This is a genomic window from Nitrosospira sp. CT (assembly GCF_059489795.1).
Map to the genome: position 1 here is coordinate 1 of NZ_JCAHZJ010000065.1, position 25,249 is coordinate 25,249.

The window sequence follows — 25,249 nt, forward strand, 5'->3', positions numbered from 1 at the left end:
ACCCCTCCCTGGTACCACCCATATTCCCGCTACCAGTACTTTACATACCCATAAGCCCGTAAAGACTACTCCCCGCCATACACTTAAGTCAAGCAGTTTGTCAGTGGGCAAATAGGGCAAAATGCGCGATAATCTATTGATCCTTAGTCATACCAGGCATTCCAAAGACTCCAGCATATCTCGTGCCAGAAATATTGTTTATATATAATTCAAGGAGTTGTACATTCTCTTTATATTTTTATTACCCCGGATGTAAGAAAACTCGACATCTCCTGAGGCCCCGAGAACCCGGATAGGGGAGACATCAGCTGGGAAGCGAGTCATTCTTGCCTGACCGACAGGATTCGTATTTCATCCCTGCCGCGTTTATCATACCCCCTTTCCACCCCCGATCACCGCTCGTCCTGGCATGTCCATCATTCGCGTGGCGCTTGATAAGCCTTTGAATATACTTTTCGATTATCTCGCCCCGGCAGGAGTAACGAAACACGATATCGGTTGCCGCGTATTCGTTCCCTTTGGAAAAGGCCGGATGGCGGGGGTTATCATGGAAGTGGCCTCTCACTCCGACATTTCCCCGGATAAGATCAAGCAAGCCGACCAAGTATTTCGCGATGTTCCACCCCTGCCACCGGAGTTGCTCGATTTATTCCGTTTTTGCAGCGAGTATTACCACCACCCACTGGGAGAAGTGGTAATGAATGGCCTTCCGGCCAGATTGCGCAGCAGTCAACCTTTTTTCATTCGCACGGCGCCCGCCATTTTTCAATACCGCCTTACGACGAAGGGCCGCGCTGTCGATATATCGGCCATTCCAGGTCGCAGCATTGCCAGACGCAAGCTTCTGGTAAAGCTGAAGGAATCCGGGATGATCGAAGATGGGGAGGCAAAACAATTTTCCAGGCGGACTTCTGAAGTCATGAAGGAGTTTGTCGCTTTGCAATGGGTGGAAGAAATACCTGTTGCACCTCCCGTCGTTTCGGCTTCTTCGCCTCAAGAAACACAAACGCTTCCCGTCCTGACCACTGCGCAGAAAAACGCGATCGATGCGATAGTCCCCAAAATGGGGGAATTCAATACATGGCTGCTGCATGGGGTAACCGGCAGCGGAAAAACGGAGATATACCTGCGGTTGATTTCACTGTTGCTGCGCCAGGCGCGACAGACGCTCGTCCTCGTCCCGGAGATCAACCTGACGCCTCAACTGGAGGCCATCTTCCGCGCGCGCTTTCCCGGCGTACGGCTGGCCAGCCTCCATAGCGGGTTAAATCCCACCGAACGCGCCGAGGGGTGGGTCCAGGCACAACTTGGAGAAGCCGAAATAATACTGGGCACCCGGCTCGCTGTATTTACTCCACTGCCAAGGCTGGGAATGATCATCGTGGATGAGGAGCACGATCTCTCATTCAAACAGCAGGAGGGCTTGCGCTACTCGGCCCGGGATGTCGCTGTCTTTCGTGCAAAGCGCGCCGGGATACCCATAGTATTGGGCTCGGCCACTCCGTCGCTTGAAACCTATTACAACGCCATTACGAGACGCTATCTCCTCTTGCGCCTGCCCTCGCGCGCCGCCGACAATGCCTCCCTGCCAACCGTGCATTGTATCGATATCGGTAAAATAAAAACTCAGGAGGGCTTTTCGCCTCCAGTCATCACCGCACTGGAAAAATGCCTGGCATCAAACCAGCAAAGCCTGGTTTTTATAAACCGCCGTGGCTACGCGCCAATTCTGCTATGCAGAGCATGCGGGTGGACAGCTGTCTGTCACCGCTGCGCCAGCCGTCTGGTCGTCCACTTGCGCGAAAAAAAACTGCGCTGTCACCATTGCGGCCATCAAGCGGGATTTCCCAGCCTCTGCCCGGAATGCGGGAATCAGGATATTGCTCCTTTTGGTCACGGCACACAACGAATCGAAGCTGCCTTGACCCGGCTTTTCCCCCATGCCCGTATCGCCCGGATAGATCGCGACAGCACGAGGCGGAAAGATTCCTGGCAGCGGATATTGAAAGATATTCGCGAGCAGCGCGTGGACATGCTCGTGGGCACGCAGATTCTCGCGAAAGGACACGATTTTCCAAATCTGTCACTGGTCAGTATCCTGAACCCGGATGCCTCCCTGTTCAGCACCGATTTCCGTGCATCGGAGCGATTGTTTGCCCAACTGATGCAGGTAGCCGGGCGCGCCGGGCGTTCAGGTACCCTCGGCAAAGTTTTGATTCAAACCGAGTTCCCCGATCACCCGCTCTACCGCGCACTGCGCCAGCACGATTACGACACGCTTGCCCGGATGCTGCTGGAAGAAAGGAAAACCGCGCGCTTCCCGCCATTCGTCCATCAGGCTCTATTACGGGCCGACGCCCCGGCAATTGCTACCGCACTTGCCTTTCTTGCCAATGCGGCAATGATGGCAAAAGCGCCACACCAGATTGAGGTATTTGATCCGGTTCCGGCACAAATGGCGCGGCTGAAGGGAATGGAGCGCGCTTATCTGCTGGTGCAGTCGAGGTCCAGGAAGAAGCTGCAGGAATTCCTCGGGAGCTGGCGCACGAAGCTCGACAGCCTTCCCAGCCATAAAGTGCGCTGGACGCTGGACATCGACCCGCTGGAATTCTAGGAATATTCGGCGCATAAATTCCTCTGGAACATTCCTGACGCAGGGCTGCGGCATTGTGACAGATGATTTGATTTATACTCGTTACTTTCTTTTCTGAAACAACGATAGAAAGTGGTTTCAAAGGACTCTACCTTTGTAAGCCATTCCACCGGAAACATTATGACGGCCTCAAAAAGCACGGAAGCGCTGCCCGGCGATAACACAAACACATGGTCAGGACGCTTTGATGAGCCAGTTTCGGAACTGGTTCAGCGTTATACCGCGTCGGTGGGTTTCGACAAGCGACTGGCAGAGTACGATATCCAGGGATCCCTCGCCCATGCGCGCATGCTCGCTTCGGGTGGCATTATCGGTCATCATGACCTCGCCGCCATCGAACGGGGCCTGAGCCAGATCCGGCAGGAAATCCAGGGTGGGGAATTTGTCTGGCAGTTGGCCCTGGAGGACGTTCATCTCAATATCGAGAAGCGCCTGACCGCGCTGATTGGTGACGCCGGGAAACGGCTGCACACGGCACGTTCCCGCAACGACCAGGTAGCGACGGACATACGGCTCTATTTGCGCGCCTCGATCGACCGGATCATCGACCTGATCCATGTCATGCAGAACGCGTTGCTGCATCTGGCCGAGCAGCATCTCGATACGGTGATGCCCGGCTTCACGCACTTGCAGGTGGCGCAACCCATCGTCTTCGGACACCACCTCATGGCCTATTTCGAAATGCTGAAACGCGATGTGGAGCGTTTGTCCGATTGCAGAAAGCGCGTGAACAAACTCCCGCTGGGAGCCGCCGCGCTGGCAGGAACAAGCTATCCCGTCGATCGCGCGATGGTAGCGCGGGAACTGGGTTTTGAGGGTGTCTGTGAAAATTCTCTGGATGCCGTTTCCGACCGTGATTTTGCCATTGAATTCTGTGCGGCAGCAGCGCTGATCATGACGCATCTGTCGCGCTTGTCCGAGGAACTCATCTTGTGGATGAGCCCATCTTTCGGATTTATCGACCTGGCTGACCGCTTCTGTACCGGCTCATCCATCATGCCGCAAAAGAAAAATCCGGACGTGCCCGAGCTGGTGCGCGGCAAAACCGGGCGCGTGAACGGCCATCTGGTCGCATTGCTGACCCTGATGAAGGCCCAGCCGCTTGCGTACAACAAGGATAACCAGGAGGACAAGGAGCCTCTCTTCGATACGGTAGACACCGTGACGGATACGCTGCGCATCTATGCCGACATGCTGGCTGGTATACGCGTCAAGCATGCTGCCATGCGGAAAGCAACGACGCGCGGATATGCCACAGCCACCGACCTTGCCGATTATCTGACAAAAAAGGGATTGCCTTTCCGTGAAGCGCACGAAGCAGTAGCGCAGACAGTGCGCTTTGCCGAAGACAGCAATCGCGACTTGAGCGCGCTCACCCTGCCGGAACTGCAGCAATTCTCCCCGCTGGTGATGGACGATATCTTCACTGTGCTGACGCTGGAAGGGTCGTTAAATAGCCGCAATCACATTGGCGGTACTGCCCCGGTACAGGTTGCCGCCGCCATACGGCGGGCAAGGGAATGGCTATCCGCAACTGCCAGCCGCGCAATTGCCTGAAGCAACCTTATGCAACAGCCTTGGACAGAAATCGCGGCGCAAATCTCCCATTTCACCGGCGCTCCTTTTACCGTACAAACAACTGTTCCCCTGGGCGGCGGCTGCATCAATCAGGCGTATCGAATCGAAGGGAACGGCCAACGGTTCTTCGTCAAACTGAACAGTCCGGAATGTCTTTCGATATTTGAGGCGGAGGCTGCGGGTCTTCAGGAAATTCACAATTCCCGCACCCTGCGTGCGCCTGCGCCAATATGCTGGAGCGGAAATACTTCTGCGGCGTGGCTGGTGCTGGAATATGTGGAGATGCACGGCGGCTCCGGTAGCGGCGCCAGTGCGTTGGGAGAAGGCCTGGCTGCAATGCACCATGTCTCTTCCGGAGAATTCGGGTGGACATGCAATAACACCATTGGGGCGACGTCGCAAATTAACGAGCGTTCGTCCAACTGGATCGATTTCTGGCGCAAGCACCGTTTAGGATATCAATTGCAATTGGCGAAGGCCAATGGCTACTCGGGACAGTTACAGACGCAGGGGAAGCATTTGATGGAGGAACTGGATTGCTTCTTTCCTGACGGACAACCCGCGGTGTCGCTCCTGCACGGCGACCTCTGGAGCGGCAACTACAATTTCGATGAAACGGGGCAACCCGTCATATTTGATCCTGCCGTCTACTATGGCGACCGCGAAACCGATATTGCGATGACTGAACTGTTTGGCGGCTTTTCCGGCAGTTTTTATGCGGCTTACCGGGCGGTCTATCCGCTGGATGCGGGTTATGCAACCCGCAAAACCCTCTACAACCTGTATCACATACTGAACCATCTCAACCTGTTCGGCCGAGGATATCTCAGCCAGGCGGAACAGATGATAGGCAGGCTGCTCGCGGAAATCCGCTGAGGTTCGCTTCGAGGCTGTCAGACATCGACAGACTCCTGAAACACAAGTCCGGCGTGCTCGCGCATTTTGTGGAAACGAATGTGTTTCCAGTTTTCTTCAGCCACGCTGAGTTCCGCGCCGAAGGAAGCCAGGAAGGTCGGCGCGCCTACGGCATCGTAGGCAATGCGGTGGGCGTTGGTATCGATGAAGCGTTTGAGTTCACGTGCATCCTCAGCAGTAACCCATCGCGCCAGCTGGTATTTTGCCGGGGCAAGCCGGGCTTCCACGCTGTATTCATGCTTGAGGCGATGCGCGACGACGTCGAACTGCAAAGCCCCGACCGCGCCGAGCAGCAGCGCACTGCCCAGATGAGGCCTGAAAACCTGGATCGCACCCTCTTCGCCCAATTGCGCCAGCCCCAGTTTGAGCTGCTTGCTGCGCATAGGATCGGCAATCTCCACCGTCTGAAAGATCTCCGGCGCGAAAAATGGCAGGCCGGTAAACTGCAAGCGCTCTCCTTCTGTCAGCGTATCCCCGAGTTGCAATGTCCCATGGTTGGGAATGCCGATGATATCTCCGGGATAGGCAACGTCGAGCAAATCGCGGCGCTGGGAGAGGAAAGATACGACCCCGTTGGTACGAATATCCTTGTCGTTACGCGCGACTCTCAAATTCATGCCGCGTTCGAACCGGCCGGAACAGATGCGGACGAAGGCGATACGATCGCGGTGAGCCGGATTCATGTTGGCCTGAATCTTGAACACTACTCCCGTAAACCGCGGTTCGTTCGGCTGCACGTGACGCTGCAATGCGCTGCGTGAACCAGGTGGCGGGGCAAGACCTACCAGGGCATCCAGCACTTCACGCACGCCGAAGTTATTAATGGCCGAACCAAAAAAAACCGGAGTCTGGCGGCCTGCGAGAAACGCTTCCTGGTCGAATTCCGGCGAAGCGCCACGTATCAGCTCGATTTCCTGCTGCAGATTCGCAGCCTGGTGTCCAAAACGTTCTGCCAGCAGCGGATTATCCAGGCCTTTGATGATTTCATCTTCATCGTCCAGCTTGTCAGAACCGGGATGAAAAACACGCATGTGATTGTGCCGCAGATCGAAGACGCCTTGAAAACTGCGTCCCATCCCCATCGGCCATGTGAACGGCACCGCTGCCATGCGCAGTGTTCGCTCGATCTCATCGATGAGATCAAGCGGCTCGCGCACTTCCCGGTCCATCTTGTTTACAAAAGTGATAATGGGGGTGTTACGTGCACGGCACACCTCCAGCAAGCGTAATGTCTGGGCTTCCACGCCATTGCCGGCATCGATCACCATGAGGGCGGCATCCACTGCGGTCAGCACCCGGTAAGTGTCCTCCGAGAAATCCTGGTGCCCCGGTGTATCGAGCAGATTGATGACACAATCCCCATACTCCATCTGCATGACCGAGCTGGCAACCGAAATGCCCCGCTGCTTCTCGATCTCCATCCAGTCGGAGGTGGCATGACGGCTTGCCTTCCGCGCCTTGACGCTGCCGGCGATATGGATGGCGCCGGCGAATAACAGTAATTTTTCCGTGAGTGTCGTTTTACCGGCATCCGGGTGAGAAATTATGGCAAACGTGCGCCTGCGCGCCACTTCCTGACCAACCATTCGAGGTATTCCTTATCTTATGCCTGTGTTTTACGGTCTGACTGCTCTTCGTCTTGAGGATAAAGATAGCAGTGTGCCGTATGCGTTGAACTGAATATGCTTGCTGCCGGGTAGTTTTTACGGCAGACCGGCATGACGTGGGAGCAACGGGGATGAAAATGGCAGCCTTGTGGCGGGCTGGCGGGGGACGGAAGGTCGCCGTGCAGGCGAATAACCTTTCGCTTCGACTCCAGTTCGATAACGGGAACAGCGGATAACAGTGCCTGGGTATAGGGATGACGGGGGCTGTCCAGAACTTCGTCCACGGACCCGCGTTCCACTATCCTTCCCAGATACATGACCGCGATCTCATCCGCAATGTATTCGACTACTGAAATATTATGGGTAATGAACAGATAGGCCAGGCCCAGATTGCGCTGCAGTTCCCTCAACAGATTTAAAATCTGGGCCTGCACCGATACATCCAGTGCGCTGGTGGGCTCATCACAGACGATCAACTTCGGGTTGACGGCCAATGCGCGGGCAATGGCTATCCGCTGACGCTGCCCGCCGGAGAACTCATGAGGGTAACGCCATTTGGTCTCTGCTGGCAGGCCGACACTTTCGAGTAACTCATCCACTCTTTTTTCCTTGGGCTCTTTTCCGTCATCTTCGACCCCGAGGGCGTTCATTCCCTCTTCGATAATATCGACAATGCGCATTCTGGGATTGAGTGACGAATACGGGTCCTGGAATATAAGCTGGAATTCACCGCGCAGGCTCCTTAACCGGTTGCGCTCCAGACCTACCAGTTCTACCCCGTTATAGCGCACGCTGCCCGCCGTGGGGGGGATGAGTTGCAGCATGGCTTTTCCTGCCGTCGTCTTTCCGCAGCCGGATTCTCCCACCAGCGCCAGCGTTTTGCCCCGGTCAATCTTGAGCGATATTCCGTCGACTGCCTTGACGTACCCCGCTACACGCCTCATCAAGCCCTTGTGGATAGGGAAATAAACCTTCAGATCAGTAACGGATAACAGGGAACCATCAGGCGTTGATTGCTCCGTTCCAGCACTGGGGAAGGATTCAAATTCCCTGCTTTCCGCATCCAGCCTTGCCGGCGCGCCAGCTTGCCCCGAAACCGCCGGTTTGACGATCTTTGATCCAAAATTCTGATTAAAGAGGTGGCATCTTACCTGCTGCTCTCCGGTCAGCGCGGTCCATCCCGGTGCCACCTGATGACACAATTCCCAGGCTTGGTCGCACCGGTCCGCAAAACGGCAGCCAACGAATTCCCGTGACAGGGAGGGAACGTTGCCCTTGATCGCATCCAGCCGATGACCCTGCTTGCGCCTGTCTCTGTCGGGTAACGCAGCAAGGAGCTTGCGGGAATAGGGATGTGCCGGACCACGAAAAAATGACTCACGACTCGCCGTTTCCACGATTTCCCCTGCATACATTATTCCCACTCGATGCGCCATCTCCGAAGCCACGCCGAGATCGTGGGTAATCAGCAAGATTGCCATGCCACCCTGCTGCTGCAGGCCACGCATGAGCTCCAGCACCTGCGCCTGGATGGTCACATCCAGCGCGGTAGTGGGCTCATCGGCAATCAGGAGTTCAGGCTCTCCGGCCAGGGCCATGGCGATCATTATCCGTTGCTTCATTCCGCCGGAAAACTGGAAAGGATATTCGTTCATGCGGCTTGCTGCATCCGGTATTCCCACCTGATCCAGAATTTGCACGATGCGTTTTTCCGCCGCTTGTCCACGCAAGTCGAAATGGCGCTGCAATACCTCGCCAATTTGCTGGGCCACGGTCATCACCGGATTGAGGCTTAGCATCGGCTCCTGAAAAATCATGCCAATGCGCTTCCCGCGCACATTGCGCATGGCTGCCTCCGGAAGCAGCAGCAGGTCTTCGTCGCCCAAACGGACAGAACCGCCCACGATTTCGCCAGCTTCCGGCAATAGCCGCATTATCGAAAGCGCAGTGATGGATTTGCCACACCCGGATTCCCCCAGGAGTGCAAATGTTTCACCCTTCATGATCTGCAGCGTAAGCCCATCAACCGCCCAGACCGGCCGTGACTCCGTATGCAGAACGGTTTCGAGATTCTGGATTTCAAGAACTGAATTCATGACGGGAGAGAATCCTCTGCGGAAGAAGGGAACTGGTTACGCACTCTTCCCGATGCTTTTCCGGCGCCATGTTCTCGCCAGCGCAGACAGAGTCTTCATCCTTGGATCGAATGCACTCTGTACCGCATCGGCAAAGAGATTCGCGCTCAGGACCAGCGCAAACATGAAGGTGAAGGCGGCAAACAACGCCCACCATACCATCGGTTCCCGCGCCATTTCCAGACGCGCAGCGTTGATCATGGTGCCAAAGCTGATGGTTGAAGGATCGACACCCACTCCCACGTAGGACAGTACAGCCTCTGCCAGCACCAGCCCGCTGAAATCCATCACGGTAGTGATCAGCACGATGTGCATCACGTTGGGGATAATATGGCGGCTGATGATGCGCCAGTGGGAAACGCCGAACGCATGGGCTGCCTGGATATATTCCATTTCGCGCAGCTTCAGGGTCTCGCCCCGCAGGAGCCGGCACAGGCCAGTCCAGCTTGTAACCCCCAATATGACACAGAGAAACAGCAATCGGAGATCAGCGCGCGCAGCGATTGTATCGAACAGCTCGGGATGAGTCTCCATATAAACCTGCATCATCAGCACGGTGGCAGCGATCAGCAGAACACCCGGAATCGAACTGAGCGTGGTGTACAGGTATTGAATCAAGTCATCTACCCAACCCCGGAAATAACCTGCGGCAACTCCGAGAAGCAATGCAAAAGGAAGCATCATCAGTGTCGTGAGCGTTCCTATGAGAAGTCCGGTGCGGATACTCTTGAGGGACTGGTAAAATACGTCCTGACCCACCTTGTCCGTGCCAAGAATGTGGTAATCGCTGCACAATGCAAGAGCGGCACCGCCAAGCAGCAGTATCAGGGCAAGCGTCACAAATACCGCTCTCCAGGGCACCGGAGTAATGCCCCGCCAGATTGTGGAAAGCGTGGACATAAACCTTTCATCCCTGCGGTGTGCCACGATCGCTGTCACCGATGTCGCGATCAAGAACCAGAGCAGCAGGGCAAGGCCCGCGCCTGCTCCAGCTCTGGTGGCAATATCGCCGGCAAGCTGAGCTTCCGGATCCTGCAGGTGCGCTCCACCAAATTTCAGACGGGGGAATTCGCGTACCTGCCCTCCGCCCGGCAACTCCACGGTTTCGCGAGCGTAGAGATGCGTGGCGAAAGGCGCCGAGTAGGTTGTTTCCACCTGCGTGCGCAGAGGCGTTGCAAGCAGGTCGAGCAGGCTCAACACTTCGACCCCGTAAGCGGCTTCACTGCCGCCATTGCCGTTTTCGATGGCGGGACGCAAATGTATCGTGTCGAGCAACCCGATAACGATAAAGAACATCAGTATGGTGAGTGCCGCCATGCCGCTTGCGCTATGTCCGACACGCCGCCAGGGCGCGAGAAGATGTTCATGGCGCCGCACCTGCCAGGCAAAGATAACGATTACGGCAACCAGAACGTAGACGAGCGCATCGGTCCACAGGATTACAGGTTTGAAAGACATGTCAACCTTGCCGGAATATTGTCATTCCAGCCTTATCCTCGGATCCACCAGCGTATAGGAAATGTCGGTCAATATCAGTCCGACGATATAGAGCAACGATCCCAGGAAAACCATCACCCGCACCACGGCAAAATCCTGAGAGTTGATCGCATCGATGGTATAACTGCCCAATCCCGGAATGCCAAAAAATGATTCCACGATCAGGCTTCCCAGAAACAACAGGGGAATTACCACAACGGCCCCGGTAAGAATTGGAATCAGGGCATTCTGCAGCACATGCCGAAACAGCACGGCACTTTCCGGCAAGCCCTTGGCCCGGGCAGTACGCACGTAGTCCTTGCCCATTTCCTCAAGAAAAAGTGTACGGTACCAGCGCGTGTTTGCACCGGCCGCGCTGATGACGCCGATGATCACCGGCAGCACCAGGAACTTGGCCGAGTCCAGTCCCTGGCTGTAACCTGATATGGGCACGAGATGCCACAATTTGCTGATCAGAAATTGCCCTCCAATAATATAGAACAGGCTTGAGATGGACATTAGCGCGACGCATAGTACCACACCCCAAAAATCCACGTAGGTAGCCCGAAAAAATACCATTGTCAATGCGAAGACGATATAAACGATGAGCCCCAGCACGAATACCGGGAGTGCAATGGCGAGACTGGGCAGCATGCGTGTCCTGATTTCGTAGGCGATGTCGCGCCCGTCATCGGAGTAACCGAAGCGGAACGCGAACATGGCGATGGATTTCTCGAAAAATATGGTACGGGTGACTTTCTCCAGGCCCTCGCGGGCATTGTTGAACATCAGCGGCTGATCATAACCGCGTTCCTGTTTCCACTTGGCGATGGCGTCCGGTGTAACACGCTTGATGCCAAGCTGCATGCGCGCCATGTCATCGGGTGTATTTACGACGAAAAACAAGGTGAAAGTAATCAGGTTTACGCCAACCAGAATGGGGAGCGCATACAGGATGCGCCGGATGATGTAATTAAGCATCAGTCATCCTCTCATCCCTGAGCTTCCATTTTCAGCGCGCCATCCGATATTCCTGTCCCTCGTTCCCTACGCCGGTAAACAAGCACGGCGGGAAGCAGACTTCCGGCAAGCACAGTCAGTCCTACAACCATCGGCCAGACTACTGGTTCATTCCATTCACGTCGCTTCTGCTCGCGCAAGACTCCGTCTATGCGCAGGTATTTAGCATTGTTGTTTGACATCCTGTTCGGCTTGGCGTTGCCATACCATGAGTGATACAGGCCATAATCCTTGGGATGGTAGCCCCACAGCCAGGGTGCGTCACGGCGGAGGATATTAACCATTCTATCGATGATTTTCTGGCGAGCGGGGCCATTCTCCATATTCTTCATTTGCTCGAACAAGCGGTTATATTCGGAATTGGAGTAATTGGAAGCGTTCTCGCCTTCATTGCCTACCTTTTGCTGCGGACCATGTAGCAGGAACAGGAAATTCTCCGGATCGGGATAGTCGGCGTTCCAGCCCCACTCGAAAATCTGGGCATTGCCCTTCCGGATCTTGTCCTGGAAGCGGTTGTAGTCCGTGCTGCGCACCACCAACTGGATGTTGAGTTTCTGAAATTGCTTGCGCATCCAGTCGAGGCTGGATTTATCCTCAGCCCCCCGGGCCGTGACATCGAAATAAAGTACCAGCGGCGCGCCAGTTTTCGCGCTGATACCGTTGGGATAGCCTGCCTCTGCCAGTAATGCCTTGGCCACTTCGATCGACTTGCGGCGGGGCCGCCCGTCTACCCACTCATAGACCACCGGGTTGATACCTTCTTTGCCCTCGCGATGACCGGCGATGCCTGGAGCAATCGGGCCTTGCGCCGGAATACCGCGTCCGTTGGCGAAGATGGAGACATACTCCTCGTAATCCACTGCAATGGAAATCGCCTGGCGCAACTTCCTGGCCGATTCGCGGCCATGTTTCCCCACGCCGCCGACAACCGGGTCAAGCATGTTGAAACCAACGTAATTTGTGGAAGCCGCAACAGCCGTTTCCAGCCGAATACCCTGCTCCTTCATTGCTTCAGTTACGGTGGCCTCTCCTTGTCCTGTCAACTGCACGGCCTGGTCAAAACTGTCGGAACCGATATTGGATGAATCATAGTAACCCTGCAAAAACTTGTTCCAGCGCGGAATGCTTTCCTTCTCCCGGCTATATACGACCTTTTCTATAAAAGGCAAGGGCTTGCCTGCATCTTTCAGCAACCCGGCTTCCACATCTCCTGGCATTCCATCGGCAGGATAGGTTTCGCCATGAAAATTGGGATTCCTTTCCAGGACCATTGTCCGATTGGGGTTATTTTCCGACAGCATATAAGGGCCGGTCCCAACGGGATACCAGTCAAGGTTGATATTTTTTTCCGCCAATCCTTTCTGGCTGTAGAAGCGATCCGCTTCCCATGGAATCGGCGCGAAAAAGGGCATTGTGAGCCAGTAACTGAACTGGGGATATTTGCCCTTGATCTTGATACGATAGGTATACCGATCCACTACCTCGGCCCCCTCCAGGGGATAACGCGCAAGATCCAGGTAATCCTCCCCGTCCTGCTCCGGACGGCTCTGCTCCCCCTGCTCCCTGGAGCGTTCTTTGGCCGCCATCTCGAGCGTTGCCGCATATTCCTTGAGGCCCATGATGTAATCGGACATCAGGCCGAAAATGGGGGAGTGCAGCCGGGGATGAGCCAGCCGCTTGATCTGAAAAACGTAATCCGCAGCAGTGAGTTCCCGTGAGCCGGTTTGCGGAAAATCGCTCAACCTGTATATGCCATGTACATCCTCCTCGCCAAGCCTGTGATACAGGAACTCTCCCTGTGAGTCCCTGGCAAAGGCCGGATGAGGTTGATAACGTATACCGGACTTGATTGAAATTTCATAAACGGTAAAGGCGATCTGGTCGGCGTCCACATTGTCGCCCAGGCGCGCGCCTTTTTCGTCAAAATAATGCACCTCCGGCATTTTCGTCGCGGTAGCGGGAATCAATTCGTAGGGACGTTTCAGGTAATGGTATTGCAGCGGCGGTTCATATATCTGCGCCGTAAAAAGAATCTCATTGGAGCTGTATGACTGCACCGGGTCCAGGTGCTTGGGACGCTCGGCAAAAGCAGCATAAAGTATATTTTTTTCCGCATCCGCGGCAGGATATGGACTGTTCCACGGGTTGTCGCTGCAGGCACACACCAGAACAGCAAGGAATGCGGGAAGGAAATGCGTCGCTGGCAAGGTTGCGGTCTTATTCAAAAATCGGGTAAACACAGGCTTGATGGTACAGCGGCAATTCTTGATTCCTCATGAGCAGATTTTCGGCAAACCGTGTGATTCTACAAGCATGCAACAGTTGAAGCTATAATGCCGGGAGTTGGCCAGGTTCAGCGTATACTTCAGTTGACGCTATACCTCATGTTATTTGCCCGTGTACCTTGACCCGCAGTTTCTTCAGGAGTTCAAGCCGGCCGCGTGACTTCGGGATATCCGGACGAACAGGGACGCCATATTTCCATATTTCCATATTTCACATCATTACTTCAACGCAGCAAGGATATGACATGACATTTCTCGCCAGCAAGCGCATTCTCATCACGGGCCTTCTGACCAACCGTTCGATTGCATATGGCATCGCAAAGGCGATGCATCGCGAGGGCGCCCAGCTTGCTTTTACTTATCAAGGAGAAGGTGTGCGTGAACGGGTCGAAAAAGTCATTAAGGAATTTGACAGCGATCTGCTGTTTCCCTGCGATGTTTCAAAGGATGAGGAAATCGCCCAATGTTTCGATGATCTGGCAAAGCGCTGGGATGGCCTCGATGGCATTGTTCATTCCATTGCCTTTGCTCCACGCGATGCGCTCAGCGGAGATTATCTTGAAACCGTAAACCGTGAGGCTTTTCGTATTGCCCACGATGTCAGTTCCTACAGTTTCGCGGCGCTGGCAAAGGCCGCCCTTCCGCTGATGCAGGGGCGAAATGGCGCGCTTCTGACGCTCTCCTATCTGGGTGCAACAAGGGTGATGCCGAATTACAACGTTATGGGCCTCGCCAAGGCAAGTCTCGAAGCCAATGTCCGCTTCATGGCGTCCAGCCTGGGTCCCAAGGGAATACGCGTCAATGCGATTTCGGCAGGGCCGATCAAAACGTTGGCTGCGGCAGGAATCGGCAATTTCGGAAAGCTGCTGAGCTACACGGAGAAGGTCGCGCCGCTGCGGCGTAATGTATCGATCATGGATGTGGGCAACGTCGCCGCCTTTCTATGCAGTGATCTGGCAGGCGGCATAACAGGTGAAATTACCCATGTCGATGCCGGATTCAACACGATTGCCTTCGACACCCTCTAATCCCGGAGCATGACTACTTCTCGAAGTTCTCACTGACCGATACATCATACCTTTTCTTGATTCCATTCAGATAGGATGAAAATTCTTCCTGGGCGAACAACTGGCTTAGTTGGCCTGCAAAACTTTTTCGCTCCTCTGCGCTGGGCGCCCGCGGCTCGATGACACGGTCAACGCGAATAAGGGTAAAACCACCCCGAGCATTAGGCAGGCCTGAATAGGCCGGGAGGTGATCTGTTTCAGCCCTGAAAATTGCCTGTACCGTCTCATTGTCAAAACCCTGGCGCTCCCTTCTGGAAACCTGCTGGCTGGGAGTCCACTTGATTGCGGCAGTCTTTCCCTGCTGCAACTGTGCAAGCTGCTCCTTCCCTTCATTTACCGCTGCCTTGGAAGCCTCCTCCCGGGCGATCGAGACCGCGATTTTATCCCTCAGCTCCTCTACAGAAGGGGTAGTGGCCGGCCTGTAGTCCAGCACTCTGGCTGAAACAAGCGTGTTGGGAGAAACTTCGATCGCCTCCGTGTTGCGTTTATCCTTGATCGCGTCTTCCGAAAATATTGCCTGAAGCAGCCTTTCATTGTTGAAATAAGGCGGTTCATCCGAGTTCATCCGAACCCAGCCGCTCTGCTGTATGCTCAGGCCAAGACTTTCCGCAGCTGGTTTCAGGCTATCGCTCTGCTCATACACCATGTTACTGAAGCTGTCCGCCATTTCACCAAACGTCCTTGCAGCTTTCTGTTTCTTGACGTCCTGTTCAACCTGTTTCTTCACTTCCTCGAAACTCGCCTGCTTTCCGCCTCTTGTCTCTGCCAGCAGGATGATATGAAATCCATGCTCAGTTTCGACGATATCGCTGATTTCACCCAGCTTCATCCGGAAAACCACGTCCTCGAATGATTTCGTCATCATGTTGCGTGCGAAAAAACCGAGATCTCCACCCGCCTGCCCTGAGCCCGGATCCTGGGAATGCTGTTTCGCAAGCTCCGCAAAACGCTGGGGGGATTTTCTGACTTCGGCCAGCAGTTCCTCAGCTTTGGCGCGCGCTGCCGCCCGATCAGAAGCGGAGGCCGAGGCAGGTGCGCTTATGAGGATATGACTCGCACGGCGTTCTTCGGGTTGTCCGAATTCGTGCTTGTGTTCCTCGTAATATGCCAGCGCTTCATCGGCGGTTACCTGCGCCTTCTCGGCCAGCGCATCCATCGATAACACCAAATATTCGACCTGTGCCTGCTCCGGCAACCGGAATTCGGCCTTGTGTGCCTCGTAGTAGGCTCTGATGGCGTCATCACCCGGTTTGACGTTCGCCAGAAACTGCTCCGGCTGGATTTGAACGACACTCACCTCACGCTTTTCGTCACCCAGGCGCAGGATTCTTTCCGCCACCGAATGGGAAATAAACGCATTTTTGGAGAAAGGATCAACCAGTTGCTGTCGCATCAAATCCTGACGCAGGCGTGCTTCAAAAGCGCGCGCGCTCATTCCCTGGCTCCGCAGCCATTCTTCATAGCGCTGCTTCGAAAAATTTCCGTCTTCCTGAAATAAATCGATGTTCTGGATCATCTCGACCAGTTGCACGTCGGATACTCCCAGTCCAACGCGAAATGCCTCCTCTCGCAGCAAGCGCTGCTGGATCAATCCTTCCAGGATGGCCGCCCTCACTTCCGGTCTCTCCAGCAGCGCGGGGCTGAAATTCTCCCCCATCGTGGCGCGCATATTCTCCTGCTGATTGCGCAGCGCCTGCTCAAATTCCTGGCGTGAAATTTTTTCTCCCGCAGCGAGCGCAACGTGGTCACCCGCACCGTCACTGCGGTAGGATTCCACGCCCCAGAAAACGAACGGTAAGGTGGCAAGTCCCAGGATGATCTGAACGATGCGTCTTTTCTTGTTGACGAAATCAAACATTGAATGACGGAAAACGAATAAAAAAGGCGAACTCACGTTCGCCCTGATGTAAGCAGATATGGCGGAGTGGACGGGACTCGAACCCGCGACCCCCGGCGTGACAGGCCGGTATTCTAACCAACTGAACTACCACTCCAGTAAATCTGACTCTGGTGGGTGCTGACGGGGTCGAACCGCCGACATTCGCCTTGTAAGGGCGACGCTCTACCAACTGAGCTAAGCACCCCCGCCGATAAGCCGCTAGTTTACTGCATCCTTGAGCGCCTTGCCAGCAATGAATTTAGGAACCTTGGTGGCTTCGATCGTGATAGCGTCGCCTGTACGGGGATTGCGGCCGGAGCGGGCTGCACGCGTGCCCACCTTGAATGTCCCAAATCCTACCAGTGTTACAGTCTGGCCTTCCTTAAGAGCGGCTTTGATCGCTTCCAGCGCGCCATCCAGCGCATTTCCCGCCGAAGCTTTGGAAATGTCCGATGATTTCGCGATGGCATCGATGAGTTCAGCTTTATTCACGTGATTCCCCTTTCATTATTGTTAAGAGAGTAAAAACCCTGCAAACGTTTTATATCAAGCGGTTTGTGCCTGGTCAAGCCATTGTAAAAATATTTCCGCTTCGACTTTATAAGACCTCTGCAGGTTATTAGCCCCCTATCACTCCTGTTATACAGACTCTTTAACAATCTAGTGCTTGATGACCGCCGGCGTCACATCGCCTTCCACCGCAACAGGAGCAGGAACCGATGAAGGAGCAGGCGGAAGCGGTTCGGGTTTGGATTCCAAGGCCAGATCCAGCACCTGATCTATCCATTTGACCGGATGGATATCCAGCCTGTTTTTGATGTTCTCCGGGATTTCGTTCAGATCTTTAACGTTATCCTCGGGAATCAGCACGGTCTTTATGCCGCCGCGGTGCGCTGCCAGCAGTTTTTCCTTGAGCCCACCAATTGCCAGCACCTCGCCGCGAAGTGTGATCTCACCAGTCATCGCGACAGTTGCGCGTGCCGGAATATTGGTCAACGCCGATACTATCGCCACGCAGATACCTATACCGGCACTGGGGCCGTCTTTCGGTGTCGCACCTTCCGGCAGATGGATATGGATGTCGTTCTTCTGGTAAAAATCATCCGCAATACCCAGAGCCCTCGACCGGCTGCGAACCACCGACAGGGCAGCCTGGACCGATTCCTGCATGACCTCGCCCAGTTTTCCGGTCGTGATGGATTTACCCTTACCCGGCAATACGACAGCCTCGATCGTCAGCAATTCTCCCCCGACCTCGGTCCAGGCCAAGCCTGTCACCTGCCCGATCTGGTTCTTTTCCTCCGCGACGCCATAGGTGTAACGCCTTACGCCGAGGTATTTGTCGAGGTTCCTCCCAGTGACGGTAATCCGCTTCTGGCCGCCCTTCAGCAGTAGCGCCTTTACCACTTTGCGGCATATTTTGGAAATTTCGCGCTCCATCGCCCGCACACCCGCTTCGCGGGTGTAATAGCGCGTGATATCCCGCAGAGCCGACTCCGAGACGGTCAGCTCATTCTCCTTCAAGCCGTGATTTTTCATTTGTTTTGGCAACAGATAGCGTGTCGCGATGTTGAGTTTTTCGTCCTCGGTGTAACCTGAGAGCCGGATTACTTCCATGCGATCCAGCAGCGGCGCAGGGATGTTCAATGTATTCGCGGTCGCGACGAACATCACGTCCGACAGATCATACTCAACCTCGACATAGTGATCGACGAACGAGTTATTCTGCTCGGGATCCAGCACTTCCAGGAGTGCGGATGACGGATCGCCCCGAAAATCCATGCCCATCTTGTCCACCTCGTCGAGCAGGAACAAGGGGTTCTTCACGCCCACCTTCGACATGTTCTGCAGGATCTTGCCCGGCATGGAACCGATATAGGTGCGGCGATGACCACGTACCTCCGCTTCGTCGCGAACGCCGCCGAGCGACATGCGGACGAACTTCCGGTTGGTGGCGCGGGCAATCGATTGCCCCAATGAAGTCTTTCCTACCCCGGGCGGCCCCACCAGGCAGAGGATGGGTGCTTTCAACTTATCCACGCGCTGCTGTACCGCCAGATATTCGACAATCCGTTCCTTGACCTTTTCCAGGCCGTAGTGATCCTGCTCAAGCACGGCTTCCGCAACGCTGAGGTCTTTGCTTATCTTGCTTTTTTTCTTCCATGGCAGCGCCACCAGCGCATCAATGTAATTACGCACCACGGTGGCTTCAGCCGACATGGGCGACATCAACCGCAGTTTTTTCAACTCCGATTCCGCCTTGACGCGCGCCTCCTTGGACATCTGGGCACTTTTGATCTTCTTGTCCATCTCTTCCAGATCAGCGCCTTCCTCGCCTTCACCCAGTTCCTTCTGGATGGCCTTCACCTGCTCATTGAGATAGTAGTCCCGCTGGCTTTTTTCCATCTGCCGCTTTACACGGCCACGAATACGCTTTTCCACCTGAAGTATGTCAAGCTCGGTTTCCAGCAGACCAAGCAGGTGCTCCAGCCGCTTCGGCACATCGAAAATTTCCAGCACTTCCTGCTTCTGCTCAAGCTTCAAAGGCAGGTGCGCGGCGATGGTATCAGCCAGACGGCCTGCTTCGTCTATCCCACTGAGCGAAGTCAGGATCTCCGGAGGAATCTTCTTGTTCAGCTTCACGTACTGATCGAACTGGGCCAGCATGGCGCGGCGCATCGCCTCGACCTCATGGTTATCCACGGCATCGGGCGGCAGCAATGCTGCCTCACCGGCAAAGTACGTACCATCATCAACCACTTTCATGATGCGCGCGCGGCGACCGCCTTCCACCAGTACTTTCACGGTACCATCCGGCAGCTTGAGCATTTGCAGCAGATTTGCGACGCTGCACACCCCGTACAGATCTTCGGGCGCGGGCTCGTCCTTGGCTGCAAATTTCTGCGCCACAAGCAAAATGCTCTTGCCGGATTCCATCGCGATTTCCAGTGCCTTGATGGACTTGGGCCGGCCGACAAACAGGGGAATCACCATGTGCGGAAAAACCACCACATCGCGCAATGGCAGCAAAGGTAATGAGATCTGATTTTGATCGTTCATGGGAGAGGACATATCGGCTCACCTATAAGAAACAAACGATAGTTATGGGGACGCCGTAAAGAAATTCAAGGCAACAACGGCAATGTCGAAACACGTAACCCGGACTAGCAGCTCTTCGCCACTTTCGGTTTGTCCGAATAGATCAGAATGGGTTTGATATCCCCATTGACGGAACTGTGGTCAATCACCACTTTGGCAACATTCTCCAGTGACGGCAGATCAAACATCGTATCCAGCAGCGCAGCCTCAAGAATGGAGCGTAAACCTCGCGCTCCGGTCTTTCGCACCAGCGCCTTGCGGGCAATCGCTTTGAGGGCCTGCTCCCGGAACTCGAGATCGATGCCTCCTTCCATGTGAAACATTTTCTGATACTGTTTGATGAGCGCATTCTTGGGTTCGGTCAGGATTTGAATCAACGCGGCCTCATCAAGTTCCTCAAGGGTTGCAACGACAGGCAATCGGCCGACGAATTCCGGAATCAGGCCATATTTGACCAGATCCTCGGGCTCGACACCGCGCAGCACGGCGCCAAAATCCTTGCGGTTATCCTGGCTTCTTACACTGGCGCTGAAACCTATCCCGCCCTTCTCCGAACGAGCGCGGATGATCTTCTCCAGGCCATCAAAAGCGCCCCCACAAATGAAAAGAATATTGGTGGTATCTACCTGCACGAACTCCTGGTTGGGATGCTTTCTCCCTCCCTGCGGCGGCACAGACGCGACCGTACCCTCGATCAGCTTGAGCAGTGCCTGCTGCACACCCTCACCCGAGACATCGCGCGTGATGGACGGATTATCCGATTTGCGCGAAATCTTGTCGATTTCGTCTATGTAGACAATGCCTTGCTGCGCCTTTTCCGCGTCGTAGTTACATTTCTGAAGTAGTTTCTGAATGATGTTTTCAACATCCTCGCCGACATAACCCGCCTCGGTCAGCGTTGTCGCGTCCGCCATGACAAAAGGCACATCCAGCAAACGCGCCAGCGTCTGGGCGAGCAGCGTCTTGCCGGAGCCCGTGGGGCCGATCAGCAGGATGTTGCTCTTCGCCAGCTCGATCTCATCCGGGTCGGTAGATTTTGCGAGGGTTCGCAGACGCTTGTAGTGATTATAAACCGCTACCGACAGAATTTTCTTTGCCTGCTCCTGGCCGATCACGTATTGATCCAGGATCTGCCGAATTTCATGGGGAACAGGCAGGTCCGACTTTGCGAGCTTGGCCGCCTCCACGCCTTGTATTTCCTCGCGAATGATATCGTTGCACAACTCGATACATTCGTCGCATATGAACACCGAAGGACCGGCGATCAGCTTCTTTACCTCATGCTGACTCTTGCCACAAAAGGAACAATAAAGCAGTTTTTCTCCGCCAGTTTTCTCTGACATAGTTTTATCCCGCATTATCCGAGCTGAATAGCTCGTGACTGATTACAAGCTCTCCCGAGTCAAACTTCAACCGGCACCCTCTCCCCTCGAAGTCAGCACAGCGTCCACCAGGCCATATTTCACCGAGTCCTCCGCACCCAGAAAGTTATCCCGGTCGGTATCTCTTTCAATGGTTTCCATACTCTGACCGGTGTGTTTTGACAGTAGCTCATTCAATCGGTTCTTCAGATACAGGATTTCCCGGGCATGGATCTCGATATCGGATGCCTGCCCCTGAAACCCTCCCAGCGGCTGATGAATCATCACGCGCGAGTTGGGTAGGCAAAACCGTTTCCCTTTCGCTCCGGCTGCCAGAAGCAGCGATCCCATGCTGGCCGCCTGTCCTATGCAAAGCGTGCTGACATCGGGCTTGATAAACTGCATGGTATCGTAAACCGCCATTCCGGCGGAAACCAGTCCACCGGGCGAATTTATGTAAAAATGGATATCCTTGTCGGCATTTTCCGATTCGAGAAACAGGAGTTGCGCGACAATCAGGTTGGCAGATGCTTCGGTAACGGGTCCCACAAGAAATATGACCCGCTCCCGCAGCAACCGGGAATAAATATCGTAGGCACGCTCTCCCCGTCCGCTGGTTTCGATCACCATCGGGATCAGGCCCAAACCCTGTGGTTCGGAATTACGCTGTTTCCACTCGAATCGTTGCATGTTTATGATCTTCCCATCAATTCATCCAGCGGCATCGGCTTGCCGGTCACGACCGCCTTCTCCAGTACCCATGTCACCACGTTATCCTCCAGCGCCGCCGATTCAGCCTCCCTCAGCCGTTCCGGGGCGGCATAGTGCCAGCTGACTACTTCAGCCGGATTTTCGTAGGCTTGCGCGAGATCTTCCACCACCGCACGCACCTGCTCCGGTTTGGGGTGCAGGCTATGCATTTTTACCAGTTCTCCCAGAATCAGGCCCAGCTTTACCCGATGTTGCGCCCGCTCCTGAAGCATATCGTGCGGCAGGGAGAAGTTCTTTGTATCCATGCCGCGTGAAGCAAAATCGTTGCGGGTATCCTCCAGCAGGCGGTCCAGTTCCATTTCCACCAGCGCTTTGGGAGGTTCAACGTTACTGGTCGTATCGAGAAGGACCTGCATTACCTGCTCCTTGAGCCTCGCATTTACGCGTTTGGCTGCCTCACGCTCGAGATTCGCCCGAATTTCACTGCGCATCTTTTCAACATCGCCCCCGGCAATCCCGAGCGAAGCGGCGAAATCGGCATTCACTTCCGGCAGTTTCGAAGATTCCACCCCATTGAGCTTCACTTCGAATACGGCCGTTTTTCCTGCGACCTCCTTTCCATGATAGTCTGATGGAAAGGCAACTTCAAATGTTTTGCTCTGACCCGGGCTCATACCGAGCAAAGGCTCTTCGAAGTCCTTGAGAAGCCTTCCTTCGCCCAACACCAGACTGAAATCTTCAGCTTTGCCGCCCGCAAACTCGGCACCGTCGATCAAGCCACGATAGTTGATATTGATTCGATCGCCCACCTGGGCCGGCCGGTCCGCAGGTTCAAACTCAACCCGCTGCTTGCGCAATACCTCCAGGGTTTTGTCCACGTCGGCAGGAGTAACCTCGACTACCGGACGTTCAATATGCGCGCTGCCAAGATCGCCGAGCGCGATATCTGGATAGACCTCAAATGTCGCACTGAATTCAACCTGAGCGGTATCGCTTTCTGCCATCTTGTGTTCGAAGCGGGGATGGCCCGCTACCCGCAGGTTATTCTCGCGCACGGCCTCGCTGAAATTCTTTTTCAGCACATCTTCCATGACCTCCTGGCGAACCTGCGGACCATATTGCTGGGCGACAATCTTCAAGGGCACCTTGCCCGGTCGAAACCCGTGAAATTTCGCTGTTCGCGCCAGTCGCTTCAAGCGGTTTTCGACTTCCGTTTCGATTTTCTCCTGGGGAACTGAAACGTTAAGGCGGCGCTCGAGCGCACCAAGGTTTTCAACATTTGTCTGCATTAAATTTCCTGAGGGTTGACAACATTATTTACCATGAAGGGGCCAGAGAAACCCGATGGCGATCAACACGCATCGCTCAGACCTGTTCACCCTCCCTGGTGCGAAAGGGGGGACTCGAACCCCCACACCTTTCGGCGCCAGAACCTAAATCTGGTGCGTCTACCAATTCCGCCACTTTCGCAAGGCTTTTCATTCCGGCCTTGACCACGATTATACTCGTTTCTCCCAGCGACAGCAGCCATGCGCCTTCGGCAAGTTCGACCGCCGTGAAGGACAGCGCCGCGATGTGCAGTGTGAACTAGCAGAGTATCGTTTTGCCACTGACCTCTTTGCTGTCAGGACCCATGAGATACAAATAGCAGGACATCAGATCCTGCGGCTGGCGCAAACGCTGCTTGACTTCACCTGGATGCGTTCTGGTTCGCTGCGGTGTGTGTACAGGTCCCGGAATCAAGGCATTGATACGCAGAGCGGGAAGGATCTCCCACTCCTGCGCCTGGATCTTGACCAGCGCCTCCACTCCGGCTTTGGCTACGGCAAAACCACCCCAGTACGCGGCGGGAACATGCCCGTGCACATCCGATGTCATAATGACACTCGCATCAGGAGAAGCCTTCAGCAGCGGAAGGCAGGCACGGGTCAGGGCAAATGGCGCAACGAGGTTGACGCGCAGCAGGGCGAGCCATTCTTCCAGCGTCTGGGCCTCCAGCGGTGTCAGGTTGAATAATAGCGCCGCATTATGCAGAATGCCATCCAGCCTGCCCAGTTGCAATTTAATGGCATGGGCAATAGCGGTAAAATCCTTGTCCCCCGCTTTTTCCAGATCCAGCGGAAAAATTGCCGGCTGAGCCCCGCCTCCCGCCTCGATTTCGTCATAGACGCTTTCCAGTTTCTTCACGTTTCGCCCATGCAGGATAACCGTGGCGCCATGGGCAGCATATGTCAGCGCGGCAGTTCGACCGATACCCTGGCCGGCCCCGGTAACCAGAATCACGCGGCCCTTGAGCAGGTCCTTCGGTGCAATGTAGTTTTTCAAATCGTTCATAAAAGATACTACGGCTGGAAACGAATTTCCGTTAAGATGATTGTTCCCGGTTTACAGCGACGCAGGCTTCGGGGAAAGTGCCTTTGGGTAGCAGCCTTTGGGTAGCGATGGAGCAACGCACTTTACCCTTTCATCCAGGTTTTCCACGCTATCCAGAGCTTACGCAGCGGTGTCAGGCTTATACGCTGCCGCATCACATGACATCCATCAGCCTTGATCTCCTTCAGCAAGGCCTGATAGATTGCGGCCATGATGATCCCGGAGTGCTGGCTTTTGCGATCCTCCTCCGGCAATGCCGCAAAAGCGCTCGCATAATAACTTTCCGCCCGCTCGATCTGAAATTCGATCAAACGCCTGAAATTGTCCGTTTCACGCGACTGGAGTATATCCTCATTGCTCACCCCGAAGCGCGCGAGCTCGTCCTGGGGCAGATAAATACGGTCGCGCCGGGCATCCTCGCCGACGTCGCGTATGATATTGGTGAGCTGGAATGCAAGCCCCAGATTCTGCGCATATTCGAGTGTTTTCGGGTTGCGATAGCCGAATATCTCGGCGGAGCATAATCCCACCACGCTTGCCACGTGGTAACAGTAGTGCCGAAGCGTATCGAAATCCGCGTAGCGGTTATAGTCAAGATCCATTTCCATGCCGTCTATGATCTCGTTCAGGCGGCCTGGGGTCAGATTGAACGTGCTTGCCACGCTGGCCAATGCCAGGGCCACAGGATGGCTGGGCTTGTTCCCGTCCGCATTGAAGATCGCGGCGACTTCCTGCCGCCACCATGCAAGCTTTGCTCGCGCTACTGACGCATCCGTACACTCATCCACGACATCATCCACCTCTCGACAAAAAGCGTAGAGCGCAGTAATGGCACGACGCCTCTCAGGAGGCAGATAGAGAAAGCTGTAGTAGAAGCTCGAACCGCTTTGAACAGCTTTTTCCTGGCAATACTGGTCTGGAGTCATGATAAGTTATTAAAAAGGCGATAATTTGTAATCGCTGAACCAACGCTGAAGCAAAAAAGTGCATTATCTCATCAATCACACTTATCACTGCATTCCTCCGGACAAAACCTGCTCAATCAGCCGATATAGATTGCCCGGATAGATTCTGTAGCAGAAATATCCAT

General features: G+C 54.8%; 17 protein-coding genes and 3 tRNA genes. 4 read left to right on the top strand and 16 right to left on the bottom strand.

What is annotated here, in order from left to right:
• Positions 1–409: 409 nt before the first annotated feature.
• From AC52W5_RS11075 to AC52W5_RS11085, 3 genes are all read left to right on the top strand, one after another.
• Positions 410–2,614, top strand: coding sequence for a primosomal protein N' (locus tag AC52W5_RS11075; RefSeq protein ID WP_074975489.1), 2,205 nt, complete (start codon positions 410–412; stop codon positions 2,612–2,614).
• A 159-nt stretch (positions 2,615–2,773) separates the two neighbouring features.
• On the top strand, positions 2,774–4,210 hold the full coding sequence (gene argH / locus AC52W5_RS11080; protein WP_495671045.1) for an argininosuccinate lyase: 1,437 nt from the start codon (positions 2,774–2,776) through the stop codon (positions 4,208–4,210).
• A gap of 9 nt (positions 4,211–4,219) precedes the next feature.
• The gene (locus AC52W5_RS11085; RefSeq protein ID WP_495671046.1) at positions 4,220–5,107 is read left to right on the top strand and encodes a fructosamine kinase family protein; all 888 of its coding nucleotides are present in this window, start codon (positions 4,220–4,222) and stop codon (positions 5,105–5,107) included.
• Between the two features lie 17 nt (positions 5,108–5,124).
• Here the strand turns inward: AC52W5_RS11085 and AC52W5_RS11090 are convergent, their stop codons facing one another.
• From AC52W5_RS11090 to AC52W5_RS11110, 5 genes are read right to left on the bottom strand one after another with little or no spacing between them, the layout of a single operon-like run.
• The gene (locus AC52W5_RS11090) at positions 5,125–6,732 is read right to left on the bottom strand and encodes a peptide chain release factor 3 (protein WP_074975492.1); all 1,608 of its coding nucleotides are present in this window, start codon (positions 6,730–6,732) and stop codon (positions 5,125–5,127) included.
• Positions 6,733–6,749: 17 nt separating this feature from the next.
• The gene (locus AC52W5_RS11095) at positions 6,750–8,849 is read right to left on the bottom strand and encodes an ABC transporter ATP-binding protein (protein ID WP_495671047.1); all 2,100 of its coding nucleotides are present in this window, start codon (positions 8,847–8,849) and stop codon (positions 6,750–6,752) included.
• Between the two features lie 36 nt (positions 8,850–8,885).
• Positions 8,886–10,346, bottom strand: a complete 1,461-nt coding sequence (locus AC52W5_RS11100) for an ABC transporter permease (RefSeq protein WP_495671048.1) — start codon at positions 10,344–10,346, stop codon at positions 8,886–8,888.
• 21 nt (positions 10,347–10,367) lie between these two features.
• Complete coding sequence (locus AC52W5_RS11105) at positions 10,368–11,345, bottom strand: ABC transporter permease (RefSeq protein ID WP_495671049.1); 978 nt, start codon at positions 11,343–11,345, stop codon at positions 10,368–10,370.
• Between the two features lie 11 nt (positions 11,346–11,356).
• The gene (locus AC52W5_RS11110; RefSeq protein ID WP_495671050.1) at positions 11,357–13,609 is read right to left on the bottom strand and encodes an ABC transporter substrate-binding protein; all 2,253 of its coding nucleotides are present in this window, start codon (positions 13,607–13,609) and stop codon (positions 11,357–11,359) included.
• A gap of 305 nt (positions 13,610–13,914) precedes the next feature.
• Between AC52W5_RS11110 and AC52W5_RS11115 the strand changes: the two genes are divergently transcribed.
• The gene (locus AC52W5_RS11115; RefSeq protein WP_074975496.1) at positions 13,915–14,697 is read left to right on the top strand and encodes an enoyl-ACP reductase FabI; all 783 of its coding nucleotides are present in this window, start codon (positions 13,915–13,917) and stop codon (positions 14,695–14,697) included.
• 13 nt (positions 14,698–14,710) lie between these two features.
• Here AC52W5_RS11115 and AC52W5_RS11120 read toward each other — a convergent pair whose 3' ends face one another.
• The 11 genes from AC52W5_RS11120 to hpnD all read right to left on the bottom strand — a co-directional run bounded on the left by AC52W5_RS11120 (position 14,711) and on the right by hpnD (position 25,085).
• Positions 14,711–16,630: a SurA N-terminal domain-containing protein gene (locus AC52W5_RS11120; protein ID WP_495671051.1), complete on the bottom strand. Its 1,920-nt coding sequence runs from the start codon at positions 16,628–16,630 to the stop codon at positions 14,711–14,713.
• A gap of 23 nt (positions 16,631–16,653) precedes the next feature.
• Positions 16,654–16,730 (bottom strand) — tRNA-Asp (locus tag AC52W5_RS11125).
• A 14-nt stretch (positions 16,731–16,744) separates the two neighbouring features.
• A tRNA-Val gene (locus AC52W5_RS11130) sits at positions 16,745–16,820 on the bottom strand.
• Positions 16,821–16,834: 14 nt separating this feature from the next.
• A complete protein-coding gene (locus tag AC52W5_RS11135) occupies positions 16,835–17,107 on the bottom strand; it encodes an HU family DNA-binding protein (RefSeq protein ID WP_074975498.1) in 273 nt (90 codons plus the stop codon).
• Positions 17,108–17,275: 168 nt separating this feature from the next.
• Positions 17,276–19,687: an endopeptidase La gene (gene lon / locus AC52W5_RS11140; RefSeq protein WP_074975499.1), complete on the bottom strand. Its 2,412-nt coding sequence runs from the start codon at positions 19,685–19,687 to the stop codon at positions 17,276–17,278.
• A 92-nt stretch (positions 19,688–19,779) separates the two neighbouring features.
• A complete protein-coding gene (gene clpX / locus AC52W5_RS11145; protein WP_074706531.1) occupies positions 19,780–21,057 on the bottom strand; it encodes an ATP-dependent Clp protease ATP-binding subunit ClpX in 1,278 nt (425 codons plus the stop codon).
• Between the two features lie 66 nt (positions 21,058–21,123).
• Positions 21,124–21,765 carry an ATP-dependent Clp endopeptidase proteolytic subunit ClpP gene (clpP, locus tag AC52W5_RS11150; RefSeq protein WP_074975500.1) on the bottom strand — a complete coding sequence of 214 codons (642 nt, stop codon included), beginning with the start codon at positions 21,763–21,765 and terminating at the stop codon, positions 21,124–21,126.
• Positions 21,766–21,767: 2 nt separating this feature from the next.
• On the bottom strand, positions 21,768–23,075 hold the full coding sequence (gene tig / locus AC52W5_RS11155; RefSeq protein ID WP_495671052.1) for a trigger factor: 1,308 nt from the start codon (positions 23,073–23,075) through the stop codon (positions 21,768–21,770).
• Between the two features lie 96 nt (positions 23,076–23,171).
• Positions 23,172–23,256 (bottom strand) — tRNA-Leu (locus tag AC52W5_RS11160).
• A gap of 117 nt (positions 23,257–23,373) precedes the next feature.
• The gene (locus tag AC52W5_RS11165) at positions 23,374–24,120 is read right to left on the bottom strand and encodes a YciK family oxidoreductase (protein ID WP_177219771.1); all 747 of its coding nucleotides are present in this window, start codon (positions 24,118–24,120) and stop codon (positions 23,374–23,376) included.
• A 122-nt stretch (positions 24,121–24,242) separates the two neighbouring features.
• Positions 24,243–25,085: a presqualene diphosphate synthase HpnD gene (hpnD, locus tag AC52W5_RS11170; RefSeq protein WP_495671053.1), complete on the bottom strand. Its 843-nt coding sequence runs from the start codon at positions 25,083–25,085 to the stop codon at positions 24,243–24,245.
• Positions 25,086–25,249: the final 164 nt, after the last annotated feature.